14 protein-coding genes are annotated in these 18,414 nt (G+C 69.3%); 11 read left to right on the top strand and 3 right to left on the bottom strand.

The annotated features are described in order from the left end of the window. Positions 1–178: 178 nt before the first annotated feature. From ABT001_RS10940 to ABT001_RS10930, 3 genes are all read left to right on the top strand, one after another. Positions 179–646, top strand: a complete 468-nt coding sequence (locus ABT001_RS10940) for an ATP-binding protein (protein ID WP_351275287.1) — start codon at positions 179–181, stop codon at positions 644–646. A gap of 127 nt (positions 647–773) precedes the next feature. Continuing rightward, a complete protein-coding gene (locus ABT001_RS10935; RefSeq protein WP_351275285.1) occupies positions 774–4,331 on the top strand; it encodes a type I restriction endonuclease subunit R in 3,558 nt (1,185 codons plus the stop codon). Between the two features lie 51 nt (positions 4,332–4,382). Next, positions 4,383–5,117, top strand: coding sequence for a M48 family metallopeptidase (locus ABT001_RS10930; protein ID WP_351275283.1), 735 nt, complete (start codon positions 4,383–4,385; stop codon positions 5,115–5,117). A 33-nt stretch (positions 5,118–5,150) separates the two neighbouring features. Here ABT001_RS10930 and ABT001_RS10925 read toward each other — a convergent pair whose 3' ends face one another. The 3 genes from ABT001_RS10925 to ABT001_RS10915 all read right to left on the bottom strand — a co-directional run bounded on the left by ABT001_RS10925 (position 5,151) and on the right by ABT001_RS10915 (position 9,070). Further along, positions 5,151–7,613 (bottom strand): protein kinase domain-containing protein, encoded by a 2,463-nt coding sequence (locus ABT001_RS10925; protein ID WP_351275281.1) that lies wholly within the window; start codon positions 7,611–7,613, stop codon positions 5,151–5,153. Between the two features lie 259 nt (positions 7,614–7,872). Beyond that, complete coding sequence (locus ABT001_RS10920) at positions 7,873–8,673, bottom strand: alpha/beta fold hydrolase (protein ID WP_351275279.1); 801 nt, start codon at positions 8,671–8,673, stop codon at positions 7,873–7,875. Between the two features lie 61 nt (positions 8,674–8,734). Next, the gene (locus ABT001_RS10915; RefSeq protein WP_351275277.1) at positions 8,735–9,070 is read right to left on the bottom strand and encodes a DUF427 domain-containing protein; all 336 of its coding nucleotides are present in this window, start codon (positions 9,068–9,070) and stop codon (positions 8,735–8,737) included. 106 nt (positions 9,071–9,176) lie between these two features. Here ABT001_RS10915 and ABT001_RS10910 point away from each other — a divergent pair, with 106 nt between their 5' ends. The 8 genes from ABT001_RS10910 (at position 9,177) to ABT001_RS10875 (ending at position 18,398) form a co-directional block, all read left to right on the top strand. Further along, positions 9,177–9,716 (top strand): LOG family protein, encoded by a 540-nt coding sequence (locus ABT001_RS10910; RefSeq protein WP_351275275.1) that lies wholly within the window; start codon positions 9,177–9,179, stop codon positions 9,714–9,716. A gap of 15 nt (positions 9,717–9,731) precedes the next feature. After that, positions 9,732–10,421, top strand: a complete 690-nt coding sequence (locus ABT001_RS10905) for an SDR family oxidoreductase (RefSeq protein WP_351275273.1) — start codon at positions 9,732–9,734, stop codon at positions 10,419–10,421. Positions 10,422–10,455: 34 nt separating this feature from the next. After that, entirely contained in the window at positions 10,456–11,481 is a 1,026-nt protein-coding gene (locus tag ABT001_RS10900) for a methionine synthase (RefSeq protein ID WP_351275271.1), read from the top strand. Positions 11,482–11,519: 38 nt separating this feature from the next. Next, the gene (gene ligA, locus ABT001_RS10895; RefSeq protein WP_351275269.1) at positions 11,520–13,715 is read left to right on the top strand and encodes an NAD-dependent DNA ligase LigA; all 2,196 of its coding nucleotides are present in this window, start codon (positions 11,520–11,522) and stop codon (positions 13,713–13,715) included. Between the two features lie 337 nt (positions 13,716–14,052). Continuing rightward, the gene (locus tag ABT001_RS10890) at positions 14,053–16,197 is read left to right on the top strand and encodes a putative bifunctional diguanylate cyclase/phosphodiesterase (protein WP_351275267.1); all 2,145 of its coding nucleotides are present in this window, start codon (positions 14,053–14,055) and stop codon (positions 16,195–16,197) included. 157 nt (positions 16,198–16,354) lie between these two features. Further along, complete coding sequence (gatC, locus tag ABT001_RS10885; protein ID WP_014153935.1) at positions 16,355–16,651, top strand: Asp-tRNA(Asn)/Glu-tRNA(Gln) amidotransferase subunit GatC; 297 nt, start codon at positions 16,355–16,357, stop codon at positions 16,649–16,651. Between the two features lie 5 nt (positions 16,652–16,656). Beyond that, the gene (gene gatA / locus ABT001_RS10880) at positions 16,657–18,159 is read left to right on the top strand and encodes an Asp-tRNA(Asn)/Glu-tRNA(Gln) amidotransferase subunit GatA (RefSeq protein ID WP_351275265.1); all 1,503 of its coding nucleotides are present in this window, start codon (positions 16,657–16,659) and stop codon (positions 18,157–18,159) included. Beyond that, entirely contained in the window at positions 18,156–18,398 is a 243-nt protein-coding gene (locus ABT001_RS10875; RefSeq protein ID WP_136329351.1) for a hypothetical protein, read from the top strand. The genes gatA and ABT001_RS10875 overlap by 4 nt, the downstream gene beginning before the upstream one ends. Positions 18,399–18,414 lie beyond the last annotated feature (16 nt).

Genomic DNA, 18,414 nt, shown 5'->3' with positions numbered 1-18,414 from the left:
GAAGTCCTCTAGTTTATGGGCTGCGCCACACGTCGCAGCATGGAAGCGCACCAGTCCACCCTGCCCACCCGGGAGGCAGGCCCGGACAGGCATTGCCACCGTCGCTCGCGGCACAACTCCTCAACCACCCCTGGCGCACGCCCGCTTCATCCGCTCGCACGCACCCCAGGAGGTGCCCGTGAGGACCGAACCCGCGCTCCACGCCCCGTACGAGGACCACCACCCCGCACCCATCCCGTTCGCCGACCCCTGGAGCTACGAACTCTCCTTCCCCCGTGACCCGCGCGGCCCCCGCATCGCCCGTACCACCCTGCGGGCCATCCTCGACGCGCACGAACTCGCCGAACTCAGCTACCGCGCCGAGCTGCTGGCCTCCGAGCTGACCACCAACTCCGTGCGGCACACCCAAGGCCCCGCAGGCGTGCGACTCCAGTGGCGGCACCCCGTGCTCAGGATCAGTGTCTGGGACCTCAGCCCTGACTTGCCCAAGCCGCACACACCGGCCGTCGGGCCGGACGTCGAAGCCGGGCGGGGGCTGGCCATCCTCGAACTCGTCGCCGACCGCTGGGGTGGTTGCGCCATAGGGGAAGGGGAGCTGGGGTCCGGTGGCAAGACCATCTGGTTCGAGCTGGCGCTCACCAGCTGACGGCAGACCCTGCTCAGCCGCCCACCCTTCTGCCCCTGGTCGATCCGGTGCCCACCGGTAGAGTTCCGCGTACACCCATACGGGTGCGGGTGGGACGTACGGTGACGGGCGCGCGGGGAGACCAGGGATGGGTCAGTCGGAGTACGACAGGACCGAGAAGCCGCTGACCGAGCAGCTGGCCGCCATGGGGTGGACGCACCTCCAGGGCGGCCCACCGCACGGCACGGTCACCGACCCGGGCGCGTCCGGGCGGCAGAGCTTCACGCAGGTCGTCTACGCGCAACGGTTCCGGGACGCGGTGGCCCGGATCAACCCGGGGCGTGACGGGAAGTCCTGGCTGTCCGGTGCACAGCTGGACCACCTCCTCGCACGGGTCCAGGGCACGGCGCCGGGGTTCGGGCGCCGAGGACACGGCGTCGCGGGCAACTTGGACGCGACCGAACTCCTGCGCAAGGGGATCAACTCCAAGACCGTCCCGGGCTGGACCAAAGGCGATCCCGAGCACATCAGACTCGTCGACTGGGGTGGCGAGTTCGAGAACGGCAACGACTACCTCGCGGTCTCGCAGTTCCGGGTGGAGCGCAAGAACGCCGGAGACGCCGTCCCGGACGTCGTGCTGTTCGTCAACGGCCTGCCCTGGGTCGTCATCGAGTGCAAGGCCCCCTTGGTCTCCGCCCGGCAGGAACAGTGCGCGGCGCCGGACGCGGCCGTCGAGCAGGTCATCGGCTACGCGGGTGTGGAAGCTCCGGCGCCCGTCGCGGAGTTCGTACGGTTCGCCCAGGTGCTGATCGGGACGGACCGGGACCACGCCGAGCTCGGCACCGTCACCGCCGACTCGCTGCGCTTCGCGCCCTGGCGCACCACGCTGCCCGCCACCGAGGACCAGGTGCGTGAGGAGACCGGCAGGCGCAGCGGCGCCCCGCTGAGCGACCAGGACGTCCTCGTGGCCGGCGTGCTGCGGCCTGCACACCTGCTCGCCCTGGTCAGGGACTTCACCACCCAGGCCGGGAGCGGTCCGCGTACCGTCAAGATCATCGGTCGCTACCCGCAGTTCAAGGCGGTACACAAGCTGTCCGGGCGTCTGCTGGAGCGACGCCGGAAGATCGCGGCGGGGGAGCCGGTCGACCAGCGGGGCGGGGTCGTCTGGCACACCCAGGGGTCGGGCAAGAGCCTCACCATGGCGTTCCTCGTACGCCATCTGCGCAGCACACCCGGGCTCGACGGGCACAAGGTCGTCGTGGTCACGGACCGGCTCGATCTGGAGAAGCAGATCAAGGGGAGTCTGGCCGCGAGCGACCAGAAGATCCACCGGGCGACCAGCGTGGCGCAGGCACGGACCCACCTCGCCGTCGACGTGCCCGACCTCGTGCTTGTCACGTTGCAGAAGGCGCGCAGGGACGACACGGAGTACGACGGCCGGGAAGAGAAGCTCCCCGAAGGGGACGACGGCGAAGGGCATCTACACAACAGTGTCCAGAACCCGAGTCCGGACATCGTCGTCCTGATCGACGAGGCCCACCGGGGCCAGGATCGCTGGCAACACGCGCGGCTGCGCGCCATGCTGCCGAACGCCACGATGGTCGGCTTCACCGGGACCCCGATCCTCAGCAAGCACCGGAAGACCACCGAGGACATCTTCGGCAGCTACGCCGACACGTACACCCTGCGCGACGCCGAGCGGGACGGGGCTGTGGTCCCGGTGCGGTACGAGGCGTACAGCGTCCCGCTGGAAGTCATCGAGAAGGCGGCGCTGGACGCAGAGTTCGACGAGAAGGTGCCCGCGGACCCGGAGCAGCGTGAACGTGTCCTGGAGAAGTTCGCCCGGCGCAAGGAGATCCTCGAAGCGCCCTCGGTGATCGAGGCGAAGGCCGACCACATGCTGCGGCACTGGGCGCGGACGGCGCTGCCGGACCGCTTCGGCGCCCAGCTAGCCGCCGTTTCCCGGCTCGCGGCGGTGCGCTACCGGGATGCCCTCCTCGCGGCGCGTGACCGGCTGGTGGCACGTATCGACGCCCTTCCCCAGGATCTCGTCCACGATCCGATCGCCGCCTTCGAAGCCGAAGGGGAGGAGCGCGAACTGCTGGATCTGGTCGCACACCGGAACGTGCTCAAGTCCATCGACGCCGCCGTGGTGATCTCCGAGGCCCAGCCGAACAGCGGGCGCAAGGACCCCGAGGAGTGGAAGTGCTGGACGTCGAAGTCCCGGCAGGACGACTTCATCGGGCGCTTCCAGAAGGGCATCGGTGATCCGTTGGCCGCTGCCGAGGACCCCGCCTGGGAGGCGGCCACCCACGGGACCTCGGCCTCCGGACTGGGCACGCCCGGCGGGACCGGGGAGGTCTGGCACACGGACGGGCAGGAGCCGGGACAGCCGACAGCCGAGCAGGAGGAGCCCGGCGAGGGACCCATGGCCTTCCTGGTCGTGCAGTCGATGCTGCTCACCGGCTTCGACGCCCCCGTCGAGCAGGTGCTCTACCTCGACCGTGCGCTGTCCGGAGCGGGTCTGCTCCAGGCGGTGGCCCGGACCAACCGCCCGTACCCGGCGAAGCGTTGGGGGCAGGTCGTCGACTTCATCGGCATCGGCCCGGAACTCGCCCGTTCGCTGGGTGAGTACGAGAAGGCGCACCTGCGCGAGCTGTACGGCTACGACATGTCCGTCGACCACCTCGACAGGAAGACGTTCACGGGAGAACAGCCCGTCCGGGGCCGGCTGCTGCTCCAGGCCGACGAGGCGGCCGAGGCCCTGCTCGCAGATCTGCGCACCTGCGTCTCCGACTTCCTGGGAGGTCTGGGCGTCACGTCGCTCACGGTGGAGGAACAGCGCGAGAATCTGCTGGCCACCCTTGAGGACCCGCTGCTGCGCGGGGATTTCGACGAGCTCGCGCGTGACTTCCTCACCGCACTCAACGCCGTACTGCCGAGCCCCGAGGCGCTGCGGTACGAGACGTTCGCCCGTCTGCTCGGCGAAGTCCAGTACCTGGCACGTCGCCGCTACCTCGACGGGCGCGACGACTTCAGCCCGCGCCGCTACGGTGCCAAGATTCGGCAGCTGATGGCGCGGCACCTGCGGGTGACGGAGATCGAGCAGCGGATTCCGCCCGTCGAACTCACGGCCCCCGATTTCATGGAACGGGTTAATGCCAACAGCGACGCGCGTGCCCGGGTCTCCTACATGACCGGTTCGGTCAAGCTCCGGATCGCGGCCGAGATCGGCACGGACCGGGCCCGCTACACCCGGTTCAGCCGACGCCTGGACGAGATCGTGCAGCGCATACGGGACGACTTCGAGAAGGCCGCTTCCGACCTGGCGCAGCTGGTCGGCGTCATGAACGCGAGTGAGGAAGAGGGCCCCGGTGCCGGCGCCGGACTGGATCCGTGGACCGAGCGACCGGTCCACGGACTGCTCGTACAGGAGCTGGAGGGTGGCGCGCCGATCCCGCTGGGTGTCGATCTGATGGCAGCCGCCCGTGCCCTCACCGTGGAGATCGCCGGCCACGTGCGTTCTCCGGACATCGAGCACCTCCAGGACACGCGGGACCGGGTCCGCAAGCTGCTTCGTGCCAGCCTGGAGACGCACGTCGCCCTTGACTGGGAGGACACCGGGCCGCTCGCCGGGCACCTGGTGGAGTTGGCGGTCGAGCGCCGTGCCGAGTTCCTGCGGCACCAGGAGCAGAACGGGCGCTGAGCAGGGGGGTGCCTCGGGGAATCCGAGCCGCGGAGTGGTAGGAATGCCCGCGTGAGTACTCCCGTCCACCAGGCGATCGCGTCGCTCCCCGTGCCGGGGGAGTGGACGTGGCAGGTCGTCGTGCGGCCCCGGCGGCGCACTCTGGGCATCGAGGTGGACGAGAGCGGGGACGTCCTCTTCGCCGTACCGCCAGACGCCGACCCGGCCGCAGTCGCGCGGGCCGTACGGACGCGGCTGCCACGCCTGGCGCGCGAGGTGCGGCTCAGGCGGACCAGGCCGGACGAGCCGGTCAAGGAACTCGTCGGCGGCACTGGCTTCACCTACCTGGGACGACGCCACCGGCTGAAGCTTCTGCCCCAGGAAGAGGGCAGCCGAGTGCGGCTGTACCGGGGCTGGCTGGAACTTCCCCGGCCGCAGACGGCCGGGGAAGGCGCGCACCGGATCGCCCAGTGGTACGAGGCATGCGGCACCCGGTGGCTCGCCGGGCGGATCCCCTCGTACGCGTCACGTGTCGGGCTGCCCACACCCCCGGTCAAGGCCTGCGACCTCGGCTCCAGGTGGGGGGCGCTGGGGCAGGACGGTGGCATCACGGTGCACTGGGCTGTCCTGCAACTTCCGCCGCCCCTGGTGGACCTCGTCCTGGTCCACGAACTCTGCCACCTGCGTGCGGCCGGTCACGGTGCGGCCTTCCGGCGGGAGCTACGGCTCGTGCTGCCGGACGCCGACGCGCGCGAAGAGCTGTTCGCGAGGGTGGAGCCGGGGTTGTGGCGCGGGGCGATCCGGTAGAGGAGTCGGAGCAGTGGACCGCGTAAGGGCTTCCTAGACCGCCTCCCGCGCGACTGTCGGCGTAATGGTTTCGTCTTGCTCCAGTCGCCGCGCTGAACTCAGTGCTTGTGCTGCGGTTGTGAACCGGTCCGCAGGGACAGGTGCCGTCATTTTGGTCAGCAGGGCGGCCAGCCCGGGGTTGAGGTCGCGATGGGCCATCTCTCGCAGATCCGGCACGTTAGTCGGCTGTCCCTCGACGCCCAGTACTGCTTGGAGGACGCTCAAGCCGAGCTGGTATATGTCGAGCTCAGGACTCCAGACGTTGCCGAGGCCTTCAGGCGGCATGTAGCCGTCTGTCATGCTGCGAGTCACGATATCTGTGGCCGCGCGCACGGAGATGTTGAAGTCAATCAGCACGGCACCCCGAGAAGTGATCATGATGTTTTCGGGTTTCACGTCACGGTGGACGAAACCGTGACGTGCCAGTTCCAGTTCGTTCATCTGCTCCTGTGTGATTTCGCTGAGGGCGCGAAGCTGGCGTACGCGATCGTCATCCGGGTGAAACGCGACCATGGCGGAGAGTAGTTGCGTGAGCCAGGTGATGGCTTCGCTCTCCGAAGCTCGGGTCGATCTGGTGCAGAAATCACGTAGGGTGCATCCGGTGAGAAGCTCCATCACCATGAACACCACACCACCATCGCTCGTGCCGTGATCCAGTACCTTGACAACACTGTCATGGTTGATGTCTTGGAGCGGAGCGAGTTCTCTCTGCAGGGCACTGAGAAGGCTGTTCTTGAAAACCTTGAGGGCCACCAGTTCGCCATGGGGGGAGCGTGCCGAGTAGACGCTCGCAAACCCGCCCGGGTGACCGATTATTGCAACTACTTCATAGCCTGAGAGGACCTCTCCGGGGCGCAAGCCATGGGATGCCTGTGGGGAAGCAGCAGCCTTTTGCTTAACCCTGCGTTGAAGGGAGGTCTGAACCAGTTCGATCTCGATCTTTGTGCACTGCTGGGGGGCTTCGCACAGACCGTAGCCCGTCAAGTGCGCGGTGTCGGAGGGGAAGGCCTCGGCATACTCGCGATATTCGCCGAGGCGAGCTTCCGCGAGCAGCTCCAGAAGGAAGTATTCGTTGGGGTACTGCTCCTCGAGGATGGCGACTACCTGGCTCAGGAGCGAACTGCGCTCTGTGAAGAAGCTGTCGACCGCCCCGCGGACGTGCTCTGCCGTGACGATGGCTTCGGCTTCAAGTCGCGGGATGGATCGGTGGACCAGAGAGGCGAGCGCCCGGACCAGCGCAGGGTGCCCGCCCGTTGCGGAGAAGACTCGCTCAACTGCTTCGGAGCGCCAAATCAACCCCATTCTCTGCCCGAGGTCGACCAGGAGACTGCGAACGTCCTCGGCGGGAAGTGGCTTTAGATAGCTGATGGAGAAGTAGTTGTAGACGGGGCTTTCTACACCTTCGATCGAGTTGCGTTCGAAGATGCTGGGGTTCGTGCCAGTGACAAAGAAGCTGAGCCGGTTGGGGTACTGCTGATCCAATCCCCGCAGGAGTCGCCAAGCTCGGACGAAAGCGTTTCCCCATTGCGACCCGGGGGCGATGGGGGACAGCAACTCGATCTCGTCGAACATCAACACCAATTTGCGTTTTCGCTGAGAGAAGAGGAGGCGCATGTCGTGGTCGAAAAGCTCGAATACGTGGGATGCGTCAGGGATGGCTGAGAAAAGGCGGTACTGACCGAACAGTTGAAAGCCTTCGACTCGCCGGATTTGTCGATGTGAGTCGTAGATGGATTCTCCGAGGTTCCATAGAAGGTGCTCGGCTGTTTGTTTGATGGCGTCGATGCGCTCGACGTCGACGTGTGCAACATAGACAGCGTCATCATTGCGTAGCGCGGTCTGCAGGCGATACATCAGAGAGGTTTTGCCAATTTTGCGTAGACCGAAAATTCCAACGTGGCCGCCCCCGCTGCGCAGTCTTGTGACGATCTCCTTTACGATAACCTTTCGGCCGAAGAAGTCTTCTGACCGATGGACGGCGGAAGGCAGGTCGTACAGGTCGCGTGAGTACAGTCGATTTTTCAGCGAAGCGATGAAATCTTTTTCGCCGTAAGGCTTGAACTGTGAAAATTCTGAAACGCTAAAGCCGAGGAAGATGGTGTCAAGGGTTTCGGCGGTCTCCATGGCATGCTGCTGAGTGTTTGGGTCATGTGTGATGACGATCGAGAAATCCTCACACAGGCGAGGCCGCTCCTGCAGGATTACTTCTGCGGCCTGTGTAATGGTGCGTGCCTGGAATTCAGCGGACTGTACCGCCCATACAAGTACCTCTCTCGCTGTACCGAAGGACTGGCGCAGCGTTCCCGGCAGCTTCAAGTACAGGGCCCAGCGGGAGCCGTTGGCCTCTTCTTTCACCCAGACGATGATGAACCCAGCTGTGCGAAGCACGGTTGCGACACGTGACCGTAGGTCGCTCTGCTGCAAGAAGTCGGTGATTCGCTTCTCGTCGATTGCCATGACATCCCCTCACGCCCTCGCGACGGCCTGATGGGCCGTCAGCCCCCACTCAGCTATATACACCCCACCTGAAGGCGATGGTGGCGGTTTGCGAGAAGTGCGTGGCTTTGCTTGCTCCTGGATCCGCTGGCCTGATCGCCGGATGGATCCAGTGTCAAGGCTTCAGGCCTCGGCCCAGAGCAGGCCAGTGCATTGGCCTCGGGCGGGCGTCGCCCCGCCGCGCGTCCGACCCCTGTACGGACGCGGCGGCGAGGCGGGTTCAGGAGGCCCAGCGCAGGAACACGTCCGTGGCGAAGAAATCCGACAGCACCGGCGCGATCACGTGCGGTGCCAGTTCGCGGGTCTGGCCGGTCAGTGTGCGGTGCCTGGCCCGGGGGATCGCGGCCGCGAGCGCGAGGGTCGTCTCGTGCGCCCGCGCCGTGCTGAAGCCGCCGGTCACCACCAGGGTGCGCGCGGTGATCGAGGCGAGCCGGCCGGCCGGGACCGAGCCGTCGCCCAGCAGGGCGTCGTCGTACGCGAGGGTGTGGGCCACCGCTTCCAGGCCGGGCCACAGCGGGGCGCGGCGCATCCGGGTGATCGTCTCCTGCGGTACTCCGGTGCGGGACAGGTAGAGCTCGACGGCGCCGCCCCGGTCGCCGTTCTCCAGCAGCCGGTGCAGCAGCGTGGTGCAGCGGGACTTGTGCAGGAGGCCGTCGGCGCCCGGTGTGTACGGCGGTTCGTAGACCGCGAGCAGGTCCACGGGCAGCCCCGCCGCCGTCGCCTCCAGGGCCAGGGCCCCGCCCGACAGCATGCCGAAGAGCGAGACGCGCTCTCCCGCCGCCGCCGCCACCGCCGTCAGGTCCTCGATCTCGCGACGCGGTGTGTACGGTCCGCCGTGGCCGCTTGCCCCGCGACCCCGGCGGTCGTACGTGACGACCGTGAAACGCGGGGCCAGCAGGGCGGCCAGCGTTGCCTCGTCCGCCGAGGTGCTCAGGGCGCCGCCGACCAGGATCACCGGCGGCCCGTCGCCGCGGCGACGGTACGCGATCGACGTGCCGTCACGGGAGAGAGTCTTGTCCATGTGAGGGTGGACTGCGGTGCCGCCCGGAACTCATCGCTGCGGTGAAAATCTTTTTTGACGGTCAGTCGGGGACGACCTCCGTGGCGTAGAAGCAGAAGTGGTCCTTGATCGCGGCGACGTTCTCCCTGGGCTCCGGATAAGCCCAGACGAGGTCCGCCGCGCCGGGCAGCGACCAGTACGACGCGTCTCCCTTGAAGGGGCAGTGGGTGCGGGTGTCCGAGGCCGTCAGCAGGCCCGTACGGACGTCCTCGGGCGGCAGGTAGTACCGGTCCGGGCAGCCCGTCTCGCGCAGCACCAGCGGGCGGCGGCTCTCGGCGAGCACCTGCCCGTCGAGCACCGCGCGCACATGCACGGCCGTGGGTTCGACGGTGATGGTGTGTCCTGTGGTGGAGGTCATACCCGGTTCAGCGGTGGGGGAGGCCGGTTTCTTCCCGGCCCGTCCTCCGGCCCCGTTCCTCCCGGCCCGCTCCCTTCGACCCCGGGGCCGGTCGTACGGTGTCCGCATGAACATCTGTGTCTTCCTCTCCGCCGCCGACCTCGACGACCGCTACACCGTGCCCGCCCGGGAGTTCGCCGAACTGCTGGGCCGGGGCGGGCACACGCTGGTCTGGGGCGGGTCGGAGAGCGGGCTGATGAAGCTCGTGGCCGACGGCGTGCAGGAGTCCGGCGGGCGGCTGGTCGGGGTGTCGGTGGACTTCCTGGCGGCGAAGGCGCGGACGAACGCCGACGAGATGGTGATCGCCAAGGACCTGGCCGAGCGCAAGGCGCTGCTCCTGGCGAAGTCCGACGCGATCGTGATCATGGTCGGCGGGACGGGCACGCTCGACGAGGCGACGGAGATCCTGGAGCTGAAGAAGCACGGCAAGCACACCAAGCCCGTCGTCCTGCTGAACACCGCCGGTTTCTACGACGGCCTGCGCCAGCAGTTCCAGCGCATGGAGGACGAGGGCTTCCTGCCGGTCCCGCTCACCGAGCTGGTCTTCTTCGCCAAGGACGGCGTCGGGGCGCTGGCCTACCTGGAGGAGTCGGCCGGCCTGCGGTGATGCGAGCATGAGGGCATGCCTACTCATCTCATCACCGGCGCCGGTTCCGGCATCGGCGCGGCCGTCGCCCGCCGTCTGCTGGAACGCGGCGACGAGCTCGTACTGCTGGCCCGGGACGCGGGGCGCGCCAAGGAACTGGCCGCGCTGTACCCCGGGGCCCGCACGGTCGTCGGCGACCTCGGCAACCCCGACCGGCTCTCCTGGGCGTTCGGGCAGCAGCCGATGCCCGAACGGCTCGACTCGCTGCTGCACATCGCGGGCGTCGTCGAGCTCGGCAGGATCGGCGACCTCACCCCGAAGTCCTGGCACCACCAGCTCAACGCCAACCTAGTCGCCCCGGCGGAGCTGACACGCCTGCTGCTGCCGCAGCTGCGCGTCGCCCAGGGCCACGTCGTCTTCGTGAACTCCGGCGCCGGGCTCGTGGCCCACGCCGAATGGGGTGCGTACGCCGCCAGCAAGCACGGGCTCAAGGCACTCGCCGACTCGCTGCGCCACGAGGAGCACGGCAACGGCGTCCGGGTCACCTCCGTCTACCCGGGCCGCACCGCCAGCCCGATGCAGCTCAAGGTCCACCAGCAGGAGGGCAAGGAGTACGACGCCGCCCGCTGGATCGACCCGGAGTCGGTGGCCACCACGATCCTGCTGGGCCTCGACCTGCCGAGGGACGCCGAGATCAACGACCTGACGGTCCGCCCCGGCCGTTGAGGTCCCGCGTCCCCGGGCCCGTAGGCTTTCCCGCGTGAGCGAGAAGAGCGGTTTCAGCGCGAGTGCGGCCACCGGGATCGGTTCCATGCCGGGGGGAGACGCCCGGGAGGCGGCCAAGACCGTCACCGGGTCCTTCGCCGACGGCCAGGGCATGCCGTATCTGGCGGAACTGCCGGCGCGGGGCCCCGGCGCGGACATGATCGGGCGGACCGTCGGTCTGCTCGTCGAGATGTACGGCCATGTCGAGCCGAGCGGCTGGCGGATCAGCGACCGCCCCGGGCGCGACACCCGCCGGGCCCGTTCCTGGCTCGGTGAGGACCTCGACGCGCTGGAGGAGTTCACCCAGGGGTACGAGGGGCTGCTCAAGGTCCAGGCCGTCGGACCCTGGACCCTCGCGGCGGGGCTGGAGCTGCGGGGCGGCGAGGCCATGCTCGGTGACCCGGGTGCCTGCCGCGACCTGGCCGGCTCGCTGGCCGAGGGGCTGCGCTCGCACCTCGCGGAGGTGCGGCGCAGGATCCCCGGCGCCGAGGTGGTGCTGCAGCTCGACGAACCTTCGCTGACCGCCGTACTGCTGGGGCGGGTCAGGTCGGCGAGCGGCTACCGCACCTACCGTGCCGTGGACCGCCAGATCGTGGAGGGGACCCTGCGCGACCTGCTGGCGGTGAACGGCGGCGGCCCGACGGTCGTCCACTCGTGCGCCCCCGAGGTGCCCTACGCGCTGCTGCGGCGCGCCGGGGCGGGAGGGATCTCCTTCGACTTCTCCCTGCTCACCGAGCGTGAGGAGGAGGCGATCGGGGAAGCCGTCGAAGGCGGTACCCAGCTCTTCCTCGGCGTGGTTCCCGGCCTCGACGCCGCCTCGGACGCATTGTCGGACCCGGGCGGTAGCGTCGAAGGGGTCAGGACGTTGTGGAGCAGGCTGGGGCTGAATCCGGGGACTCTCGGCGAGTCGGTCGTGATCACCCCTTCCTGCGGGCTGGCGGGAGCGTCACCCGCGTACGCGCGCGCCGCGCTCGCCCACTGCGCCCGGGCCGCGAGGTCGCTCGCGGACAACCCTGAGTGACGGGTCGAGAGCTGACGGGGCAACGGGAGGAACAGGCGATGGCCGTCGAAGAGCAGGCGCAGCAGCTGACCGGTGTGCCGGTGGAGGTGCGGGAACAGCACGCGCTTCTCGCCGAGCAGATCGAGGAGCACCGCTTCCGGTATTACGTGAAGGACCAGCCGGTCGTCGACGACGCCGAGTTCGACCGGCTGATGCGCGCCCTGGAGGCCATCGAGGACGAGCACCCCGAGCTGCGCACACCGGACTCGCCGACCCAGAAGGTCGCGGGCCCCTACACCACGGATTTCACCTCCGTGGAGCACCGTGAGCGTCTGCTGTCCCTGGACAACGCCTTCGACGACCTGGAGCTCGCGGCCTGGGCCGAGCGGGTGGCCAAGGACGTGGGCGGCGGCGGGTACCACTTCCTGTGCGAGCTCAAGGTCGACGGCCTCGCCGTCAACCTCACCTACGAGCACGGCAGGCTGACCCGCGCGGCGACCCGCGGTGACGGGCGCACGGGGGAGGACATCACCCCCAACGTCCGTACGATCGCGGAGATCCCGCTCCGCCTCAAGGGCGACGACGTCCCCGCGCTCGTCGAGATCCGCGGCGAGGTCTTCTTCCCCATGGAGGCATTCGAGGGACTCAACGCCCGGCTGGTCGAGGCCGGCGACAAGCCCTTCGCCAACCCGCGCAACGCGGCGGCCGGATCGTTGCGGCAGAAGGACCCCAAGGTCACGGCGGGCCGCCCGCTCCACATGGTGGTGCACGGCATCGGTGCCCGGGAGGGCTTCGACATCGACCGGCTCTCCGAGGCGTACGACCTGCTGAGCACCTGGGGCCTGCCGACCGCCAGGCACAACAAGGTGGTCGAGTCCCTCGACGAGGTGCGGGAGTTCATCGCCTACTTCGGCGAGAACCGCCAGTCCGTCGAGCACGAGATCGACGGCGTCGTCGTCAAGCTTGACGAGATCCCGCTCCAGGGCAGGCTCGGTTCCACCTCGCGCGCGCCGCGCTGGGCGATCGCCTGGAAGTACGCGCCCCAGGAGGTCAACACCAAGCTGGTCAACATCCGGGTCGGCGTCGGACGCACCGGACGGGTCACGCCGTACGCCCAGGTCGAACCGGTCGAGGTGGCGGGGTCCGAGGTCGAATTCGCCACCCTGCACAACCAGAACGTGGTGAAGGCCAAGGGGGTCCTCATCGGCGACACCGTGGTGCTCCGCAAGGCGGGTGACGTCATCCCGGAGATCCTGGGACCGGTCGTCGATCTGCGCGACGGCAGCGAGCGGGCGTTCGTCATGCCGTCCGCGTGCCCCGAGTGCGGGACGGCACTGCGCCCCATGAAGGAGGCCGACATCGACCTCCGCTGCCCCAACGCCCGCTCCTGCCCCGCCCAGTTGCGGGAGCGCCTGGCCTATCTCGCCGGCCGTAAGTGCCTGGACATCGACCACTTCGGCTATGTGGCCGCCGCAGCCCTGACCAAGCCGCTGGAGCCCGCCGAGCCACCGCTGCTGGACGAGGGGGACCTCTTCGGCCTGACGGTGGAGCAGCTGCTGCCCATCCGGGCGTACGTCCTGGACGCGGACAGCGGACTGCCCAAGCGCGATCCGAAGACGGGCGAGGAGAAGATCGCCACGGTCTTCGCCAATCAGCAGGGCGAGCCGAAGAAGAACGCGCTCGGCATGCTGGAGGGCATCGCGGCGGCCAGACAGGCCCCGCTCGCCCGGATCCTCACCGGCCTCTCGATCCGGCACGTGGGACCGGTGGCGGCCGTCGAGCTGGCCCGGCAGTTCCGGTCCGTCGACCGGATCGACGAGGCGTCCGAGGAGGAGCTGGCCGCCGCCGACGGGGTGGGCCCCATCATCGCCGCCTCGGTCAAGCAGTGGTTCGCCGAGGACTGGCACCGCGAGATCCTGCGCAAGTGGCGGGAGGCCGGGGTCCGGATGGAGGACGAGGGAGCGGGCGAGGACGAGGGCCCGCGACCGCTGGAGGGACTCACCGTCGTGGTCACCGGCACGCTGACCGCGCACACCAGGGACGGAGCCAAGGACGCGCTCCAGAGCCGTGGGGCGAAGGTCACCGGATCGGTGTCCAAGAAGACCTCCTTCGTGGTGGTGGGCGACAACCCCGGGTCGAAGTACGACAAGGCGATGCAGCTGAAGGTGCCCGTCCTCGACGAGGAGGGCTTCGCCGTACTCCTCGAACAGGGGCCGGACGCGGCCCGGGAGGCCGCTGTCCCCGCCGAGGCGTGAGGGACACAGCTACGAGGCGTGATCGACGCGCGATCGAGACGGTGATGACGCGTGGTCATGCGCGAGGAGGGAAGAAATCGGACGAGGTGGACGGCAAGGGGACCGGGAGACCCGGTCCGGCCCGCCCGCATCACCCGTTCGGCGCTCATCGGACCGCGAGAGGTGCCGGAGCCGCATTCGGGCAGGACCTGCAGAGCGCTGCCCGTGGAGGCCCCTGTCGGCCTAGTGTTGAACGAGCACCTGCCGTGCCCGGCCGCGTGGTGGGATTCGGGTCGTGGTGGCATGGGAGCGGGGGCCGCCACAGGACATCGGCACCGCCGGCTGTGAGAGGGACGGAATGAAACCGACCGAGAACGCCGCACCGGTGTCGCGGCTGCATGGTTTCGTGGGCCTCACGTCCAGAGTGGGCGTCCTCGTCGTGGCGGTCGCGGCGGTCCAGCTCGCGACCGGCTTCTACCGAACGGTCCACGACGGCCACGCGCTCTTCCCCGGCGGCACCGCGGGCTGGTCGCTCGCCCTGCTCACCGGCATCATCGTGGGCCATCTGGTCGCCCTCGGGCGCGACCGTTGGTGGGGCGGCACCGGTTCCGGCGCCGCCCTCACCCTTTCCGTCCTGCTGCTCTACGGCTGGGTGGCCGCCGGTCTGGTCAGCCTCGTCGTCGTGGTGCTCGTCGGCACGGCCAGACGCCACCGGTGGTGGCAGGGGCTGCTGCACGGGGCGGTGGACATCATCGGTATCGGGGCGGCCGCGCTCGTCCTTTCCGCGTTCGGCGAGATGCCGAGCGTCGAGGCACCCTGGCGCCCGCTCCACTGGGGCATCGGCGCCGCGCCTGAGGTGCTGCTCGCCGCGGTCGCGTACCTCCTCGTCACCCGCTTCCTGCTCTGGTACGCACGGGCGTCCCAGAGCGGCGGGCTGCCCTCGATCGCGCGCACCGCACTGCTGCGCCAGGGTCTCGTGGCGGTCGCCCTGCTGGGCATCGCCCCGCTGATATGCGTGGTCGCTTCGGCCAAGCCCGTGCTCCTGCCGCTCTTCGCGGTCCCGCTGATCGCCCTGGACTCCACGCTCTGGATCGCCCGCGCACGCGCCGAGGAACAGCTGAGGGATCCGCTCACCGGCCTGCCGAACCGTCAGTGGCTGCTGGAGAGGACGTGGACGGCGCTGGAGGAGGCCGACAGCACGGGCACCAGGTCCGCGCTCGTCCTCATCGACCTCGACCGTTTCCGGGCCGTCAACGACACCCTCGGTCATCTCGCCGGGGACCGTCTCCTGCTCCAGATAGCGGAGCGGCTGCGGCTCGCCCTGCCGCGCGGCGCGGAGGCCGCGCGGCTCGGCGGCGACGAGTTCGCCGTGCTGCTGCCGACCGCTGACTCGGCCACCAGCGCCCAGCGCATCGCCCGCCATCTGGTCGCCGAACTCTCCTCGCCCCTCGACCTCGACGGGCTCACGCTGGTGCTGGAGGCGAGCGCGGGGGTCGCCGTCCACCCCGATCACGCGCTGGACGCCGAAGGGCTGCTGAGGCGGGCCGACGTGGCGATGTACCAGGCCAAGCGTGACCGCACGGGTGTGGAGGTCTACGAGTCCAAGCGGGACAGCAACACCCCGGACCGGCTCGGCCTGCTGGGCGACCTCCGCAGGGCCCTGGACGCCCGTGAGGTGGAGCTCCACTACCAGCCCAAGGTCCGGTTCGACGGCCAGGTGGCCGGCCTCGAAGCACTGGTGCGCTGGGTGCATCCGGAGCGGGGCAGGGTCCCCCCGGACGAGTTCATCGCGATCGCGGAGTCCTCCGGGCTGATGCCCCACCTCACCGAGTACGTGCTGGAGACCGCGCTGGCCCAGGTGGCCCGGTGGCGGGCGCAGGGGCTGTTCGTCCCCGTCGCGGTCAACGTCTCGCCGCGCGATGTGCACACCCCGGGCTTCGCGGGCAGTGTCGCCGCACGCCTCGCCCGGCACGGCGTCCCGGCCGGTGCGCTGCAACTGGAGATAACCGAGCACGTCCTGCTGGAGGACCCGCAGCGAGCCGCCGACACCCTGGCGGGGCTGACGGGCCACGGCGTGAAGATGTCCCTCGACGACTTCGGCACCGGCTACTCCTCCCTCGTTCACCTGCGGAAGCTGCCGGTCAGTGAACTCAAGATCGACCGGTCCTTCGTGGCCCGGCTGGCCGTGGACCACGAGGACGCCGAGATCGTCCGCTGCACCATCGACCTGGCCCACTCGCTCGGGCTGATCGTCGTCGCCGAAGGCGTCGAGGACGACGAGACCTGGGAGCGGCTGCGGGACCTGCACTGCGACGCCGTCCAGGGGTGGCTCGTCGCCGCCGCGATGCCGCCGCAGGAGACCACCGCGTGGCTGCGGGCGCGGGGCGAGCACGGCTGGCGGCGGCCGGCGGAGCGCGAGGCGGCGGCCGCGCCGGTGGCGGCCCCCGAGCCGGCGCCCAGATCCACGGGCCGCGCGCTGAACCCCGGCACGGCCACGGCCTGAGACACGGTGCGGGCCCGGCAAGGTGCCGGCGACGGACCGCCCGATGGTCGCTTTGTCCGTAATCGGTGACCGTGCTCGATCCACCCGCCCCGGAGGTGTCCGGCGACCCCATAGGATTGGGGGCCGGAACCACACACCAAACCCTGAGGATCGCTGCATGCCTGGCATCACGCGCGAGGAGGTCGCCCACCTCGCCCGGCTGGCGCGTCTGGAGCTGAAGGGCGAAGAGCTCGAACACTTCGCCGGTCAGCTCGACGACATCATCGGCGCGGTCGCCCGCGTCTCCGAGGTCGCCGACCAAGACGTACCACCGACCTCCCACCCGCTGCCGCTGACCAACGTCATGCGCGCGGACGAGGTCCGTCCGTCGCTCACCCCCGAGCAGGCGCTCTCCGGCGCCCCGGCCCAGGAGCAGCAGCGTTTCAAGGTGCCGCAGATCCTGGGGGAGGACTAACAGCCATGACGGACATCAGCACCATCATCAAGCTCACCGCGGCCCAGATCGCCGCGAGGATCGCCTCCGGCGAACTGACGGCCGTCGAGGTCACCGAGGCCCACCTGGCCCGGATCGACGCCGTCGACGAGAAGGTCCACGCCTTCCTGCACATCGACCGCGAGGGCGCGCTCGCGCAGGCCCGCGCCGTCGACGCCAAGCGTGAGGCGGGCGAGAAGCTCGGCCCGCTGGCCGGCGTCCCGCTCGCGCTCAAGGACATCTTCACCACGCAGGACATGCCGACCACGGTCGGTTCGAAGATCCTGGAGGGCTGGGTCCCGCCGTACGACGCGACCCTCACCAGGAAGCTGAAGGCGGCCGACGTCGTCATCCTCGGCAAGACCAACATGGACGAGTTCGCCATGGGGTCCTCCACCGAGAACAGCGCCTACGGCCCCACCGGCAACCCCTGGGACCTCACCCGCATCCCCGGCGGCTCCGGCGGCGGCTCCTCCGCCGCGCTGGCCTCCTTCGAGGCACCGCTCGCCATCGGCACGGACACGGGCGGCTCCATCCGCCAGCCCGCCGCCGTCACCGGCACCGTCGGCGTCAAGCCCACCTACGGCGGCGTCTCCCGCTACGGCATGGTCGCCTTCTCGTCCTCCCTCGACCAGGGCGGCCCCTGCGCCCGTACGGTCCTGGACGCGGCGCTGCTGCACGAGGTCATCGGCGGTCACGACCCGCTCGACTCGACGTCCATCGACGCGCCCGTCCCGCCGGTCGTCGAGGCCGCGCGCAACGGCTCCGTACAGGGCATGCGCGTCGGCGTCGTCAAGCAGTTCTCCGGCGAGGGCTACCAGGCCGGTGTCGTCCAGCGCTTCGAGGAGTCGGTCGAGCTGCTCAAGTCGCTCGGCGCCACGGTCGTCGAGCTGGACTGTCCGTCCTTCGACCTCGCTCTTTCGGCGTACTACCTGATCGCGCCGTCCGAGTGCTCCTCGAACCTGGCACGCTTCGACGCCATGCGGTACGGCCTGCGGGTCGGCGACGACGGCACGCGCTCCGCCGAGGACGTCACCGCCCTGACCCGCGAGGCCGGTTTCGGCGACGAGGTCAAGCGCCGCATCATCCTCGGCACGTACGCGCTCAGCTCCGGCTACTACGACGCGTACTACGGCTCGGCGCAGAAGGTCCGCACCCTCATCACCCAGGACTTCGAGAAGGCGTTCGAGCAGGTGGACGTCATCGTCTCGCCGACGACGCCCACCACCGCCTTCCCGATCGGCGAACGCGCCGACGACCCGATGGCGATGTACCTCGCGGACCTGTGCACCATTCCGACCAACCTCGCCGGCAACTCCGCCATGTCGCTGCCCTGCGGCCTGGCCCCGGAGGACGGCCTGCCGGTCGGGCTGCAGATCATCGCCCCCGCCATGAAGGACGACCGGCTGTACAAGGTCGGAGCAGCCGTCGAGGCCGCTTTCGTGGAAAAGTGGGGGCACCCGCTGCTTGAGGAGGCTCCGTCACTATGAGCGCAATGGCTAAGAAGGCCAAGAACTTCAAGAAGTCCAAGTCCGGCGTCTACGTGTCCCTGGGCACCACCGCCTTCGGCGCGCTCAGCGTCGTCAAGCAGGCGAGGATGGCCCGCCAGGACAACGACACGCTGCGGCTGATCGACGCCGCCGTATCCGCCGCCGCGATCGTGACCGGACTCGCGATCCTCTACCGCGAGCTCAAGCGTCTCGGCGACGACGACGTCCTGCTGGGCTGAGAGGGAAAGTTTCATC

It is taken from the genome of Streptomyces sp. NPDC002793 (assembly GCF_040295485.1).
Classification (GTDB): domain Bacteria; phylum Actinomycetota; class Actinomycetes; order Streptomycetales; family Streptomycetaceae; genus Streptomyces.
This window is presented reverse-complemented; position numbering and strand designations above follow the sequence as displayed.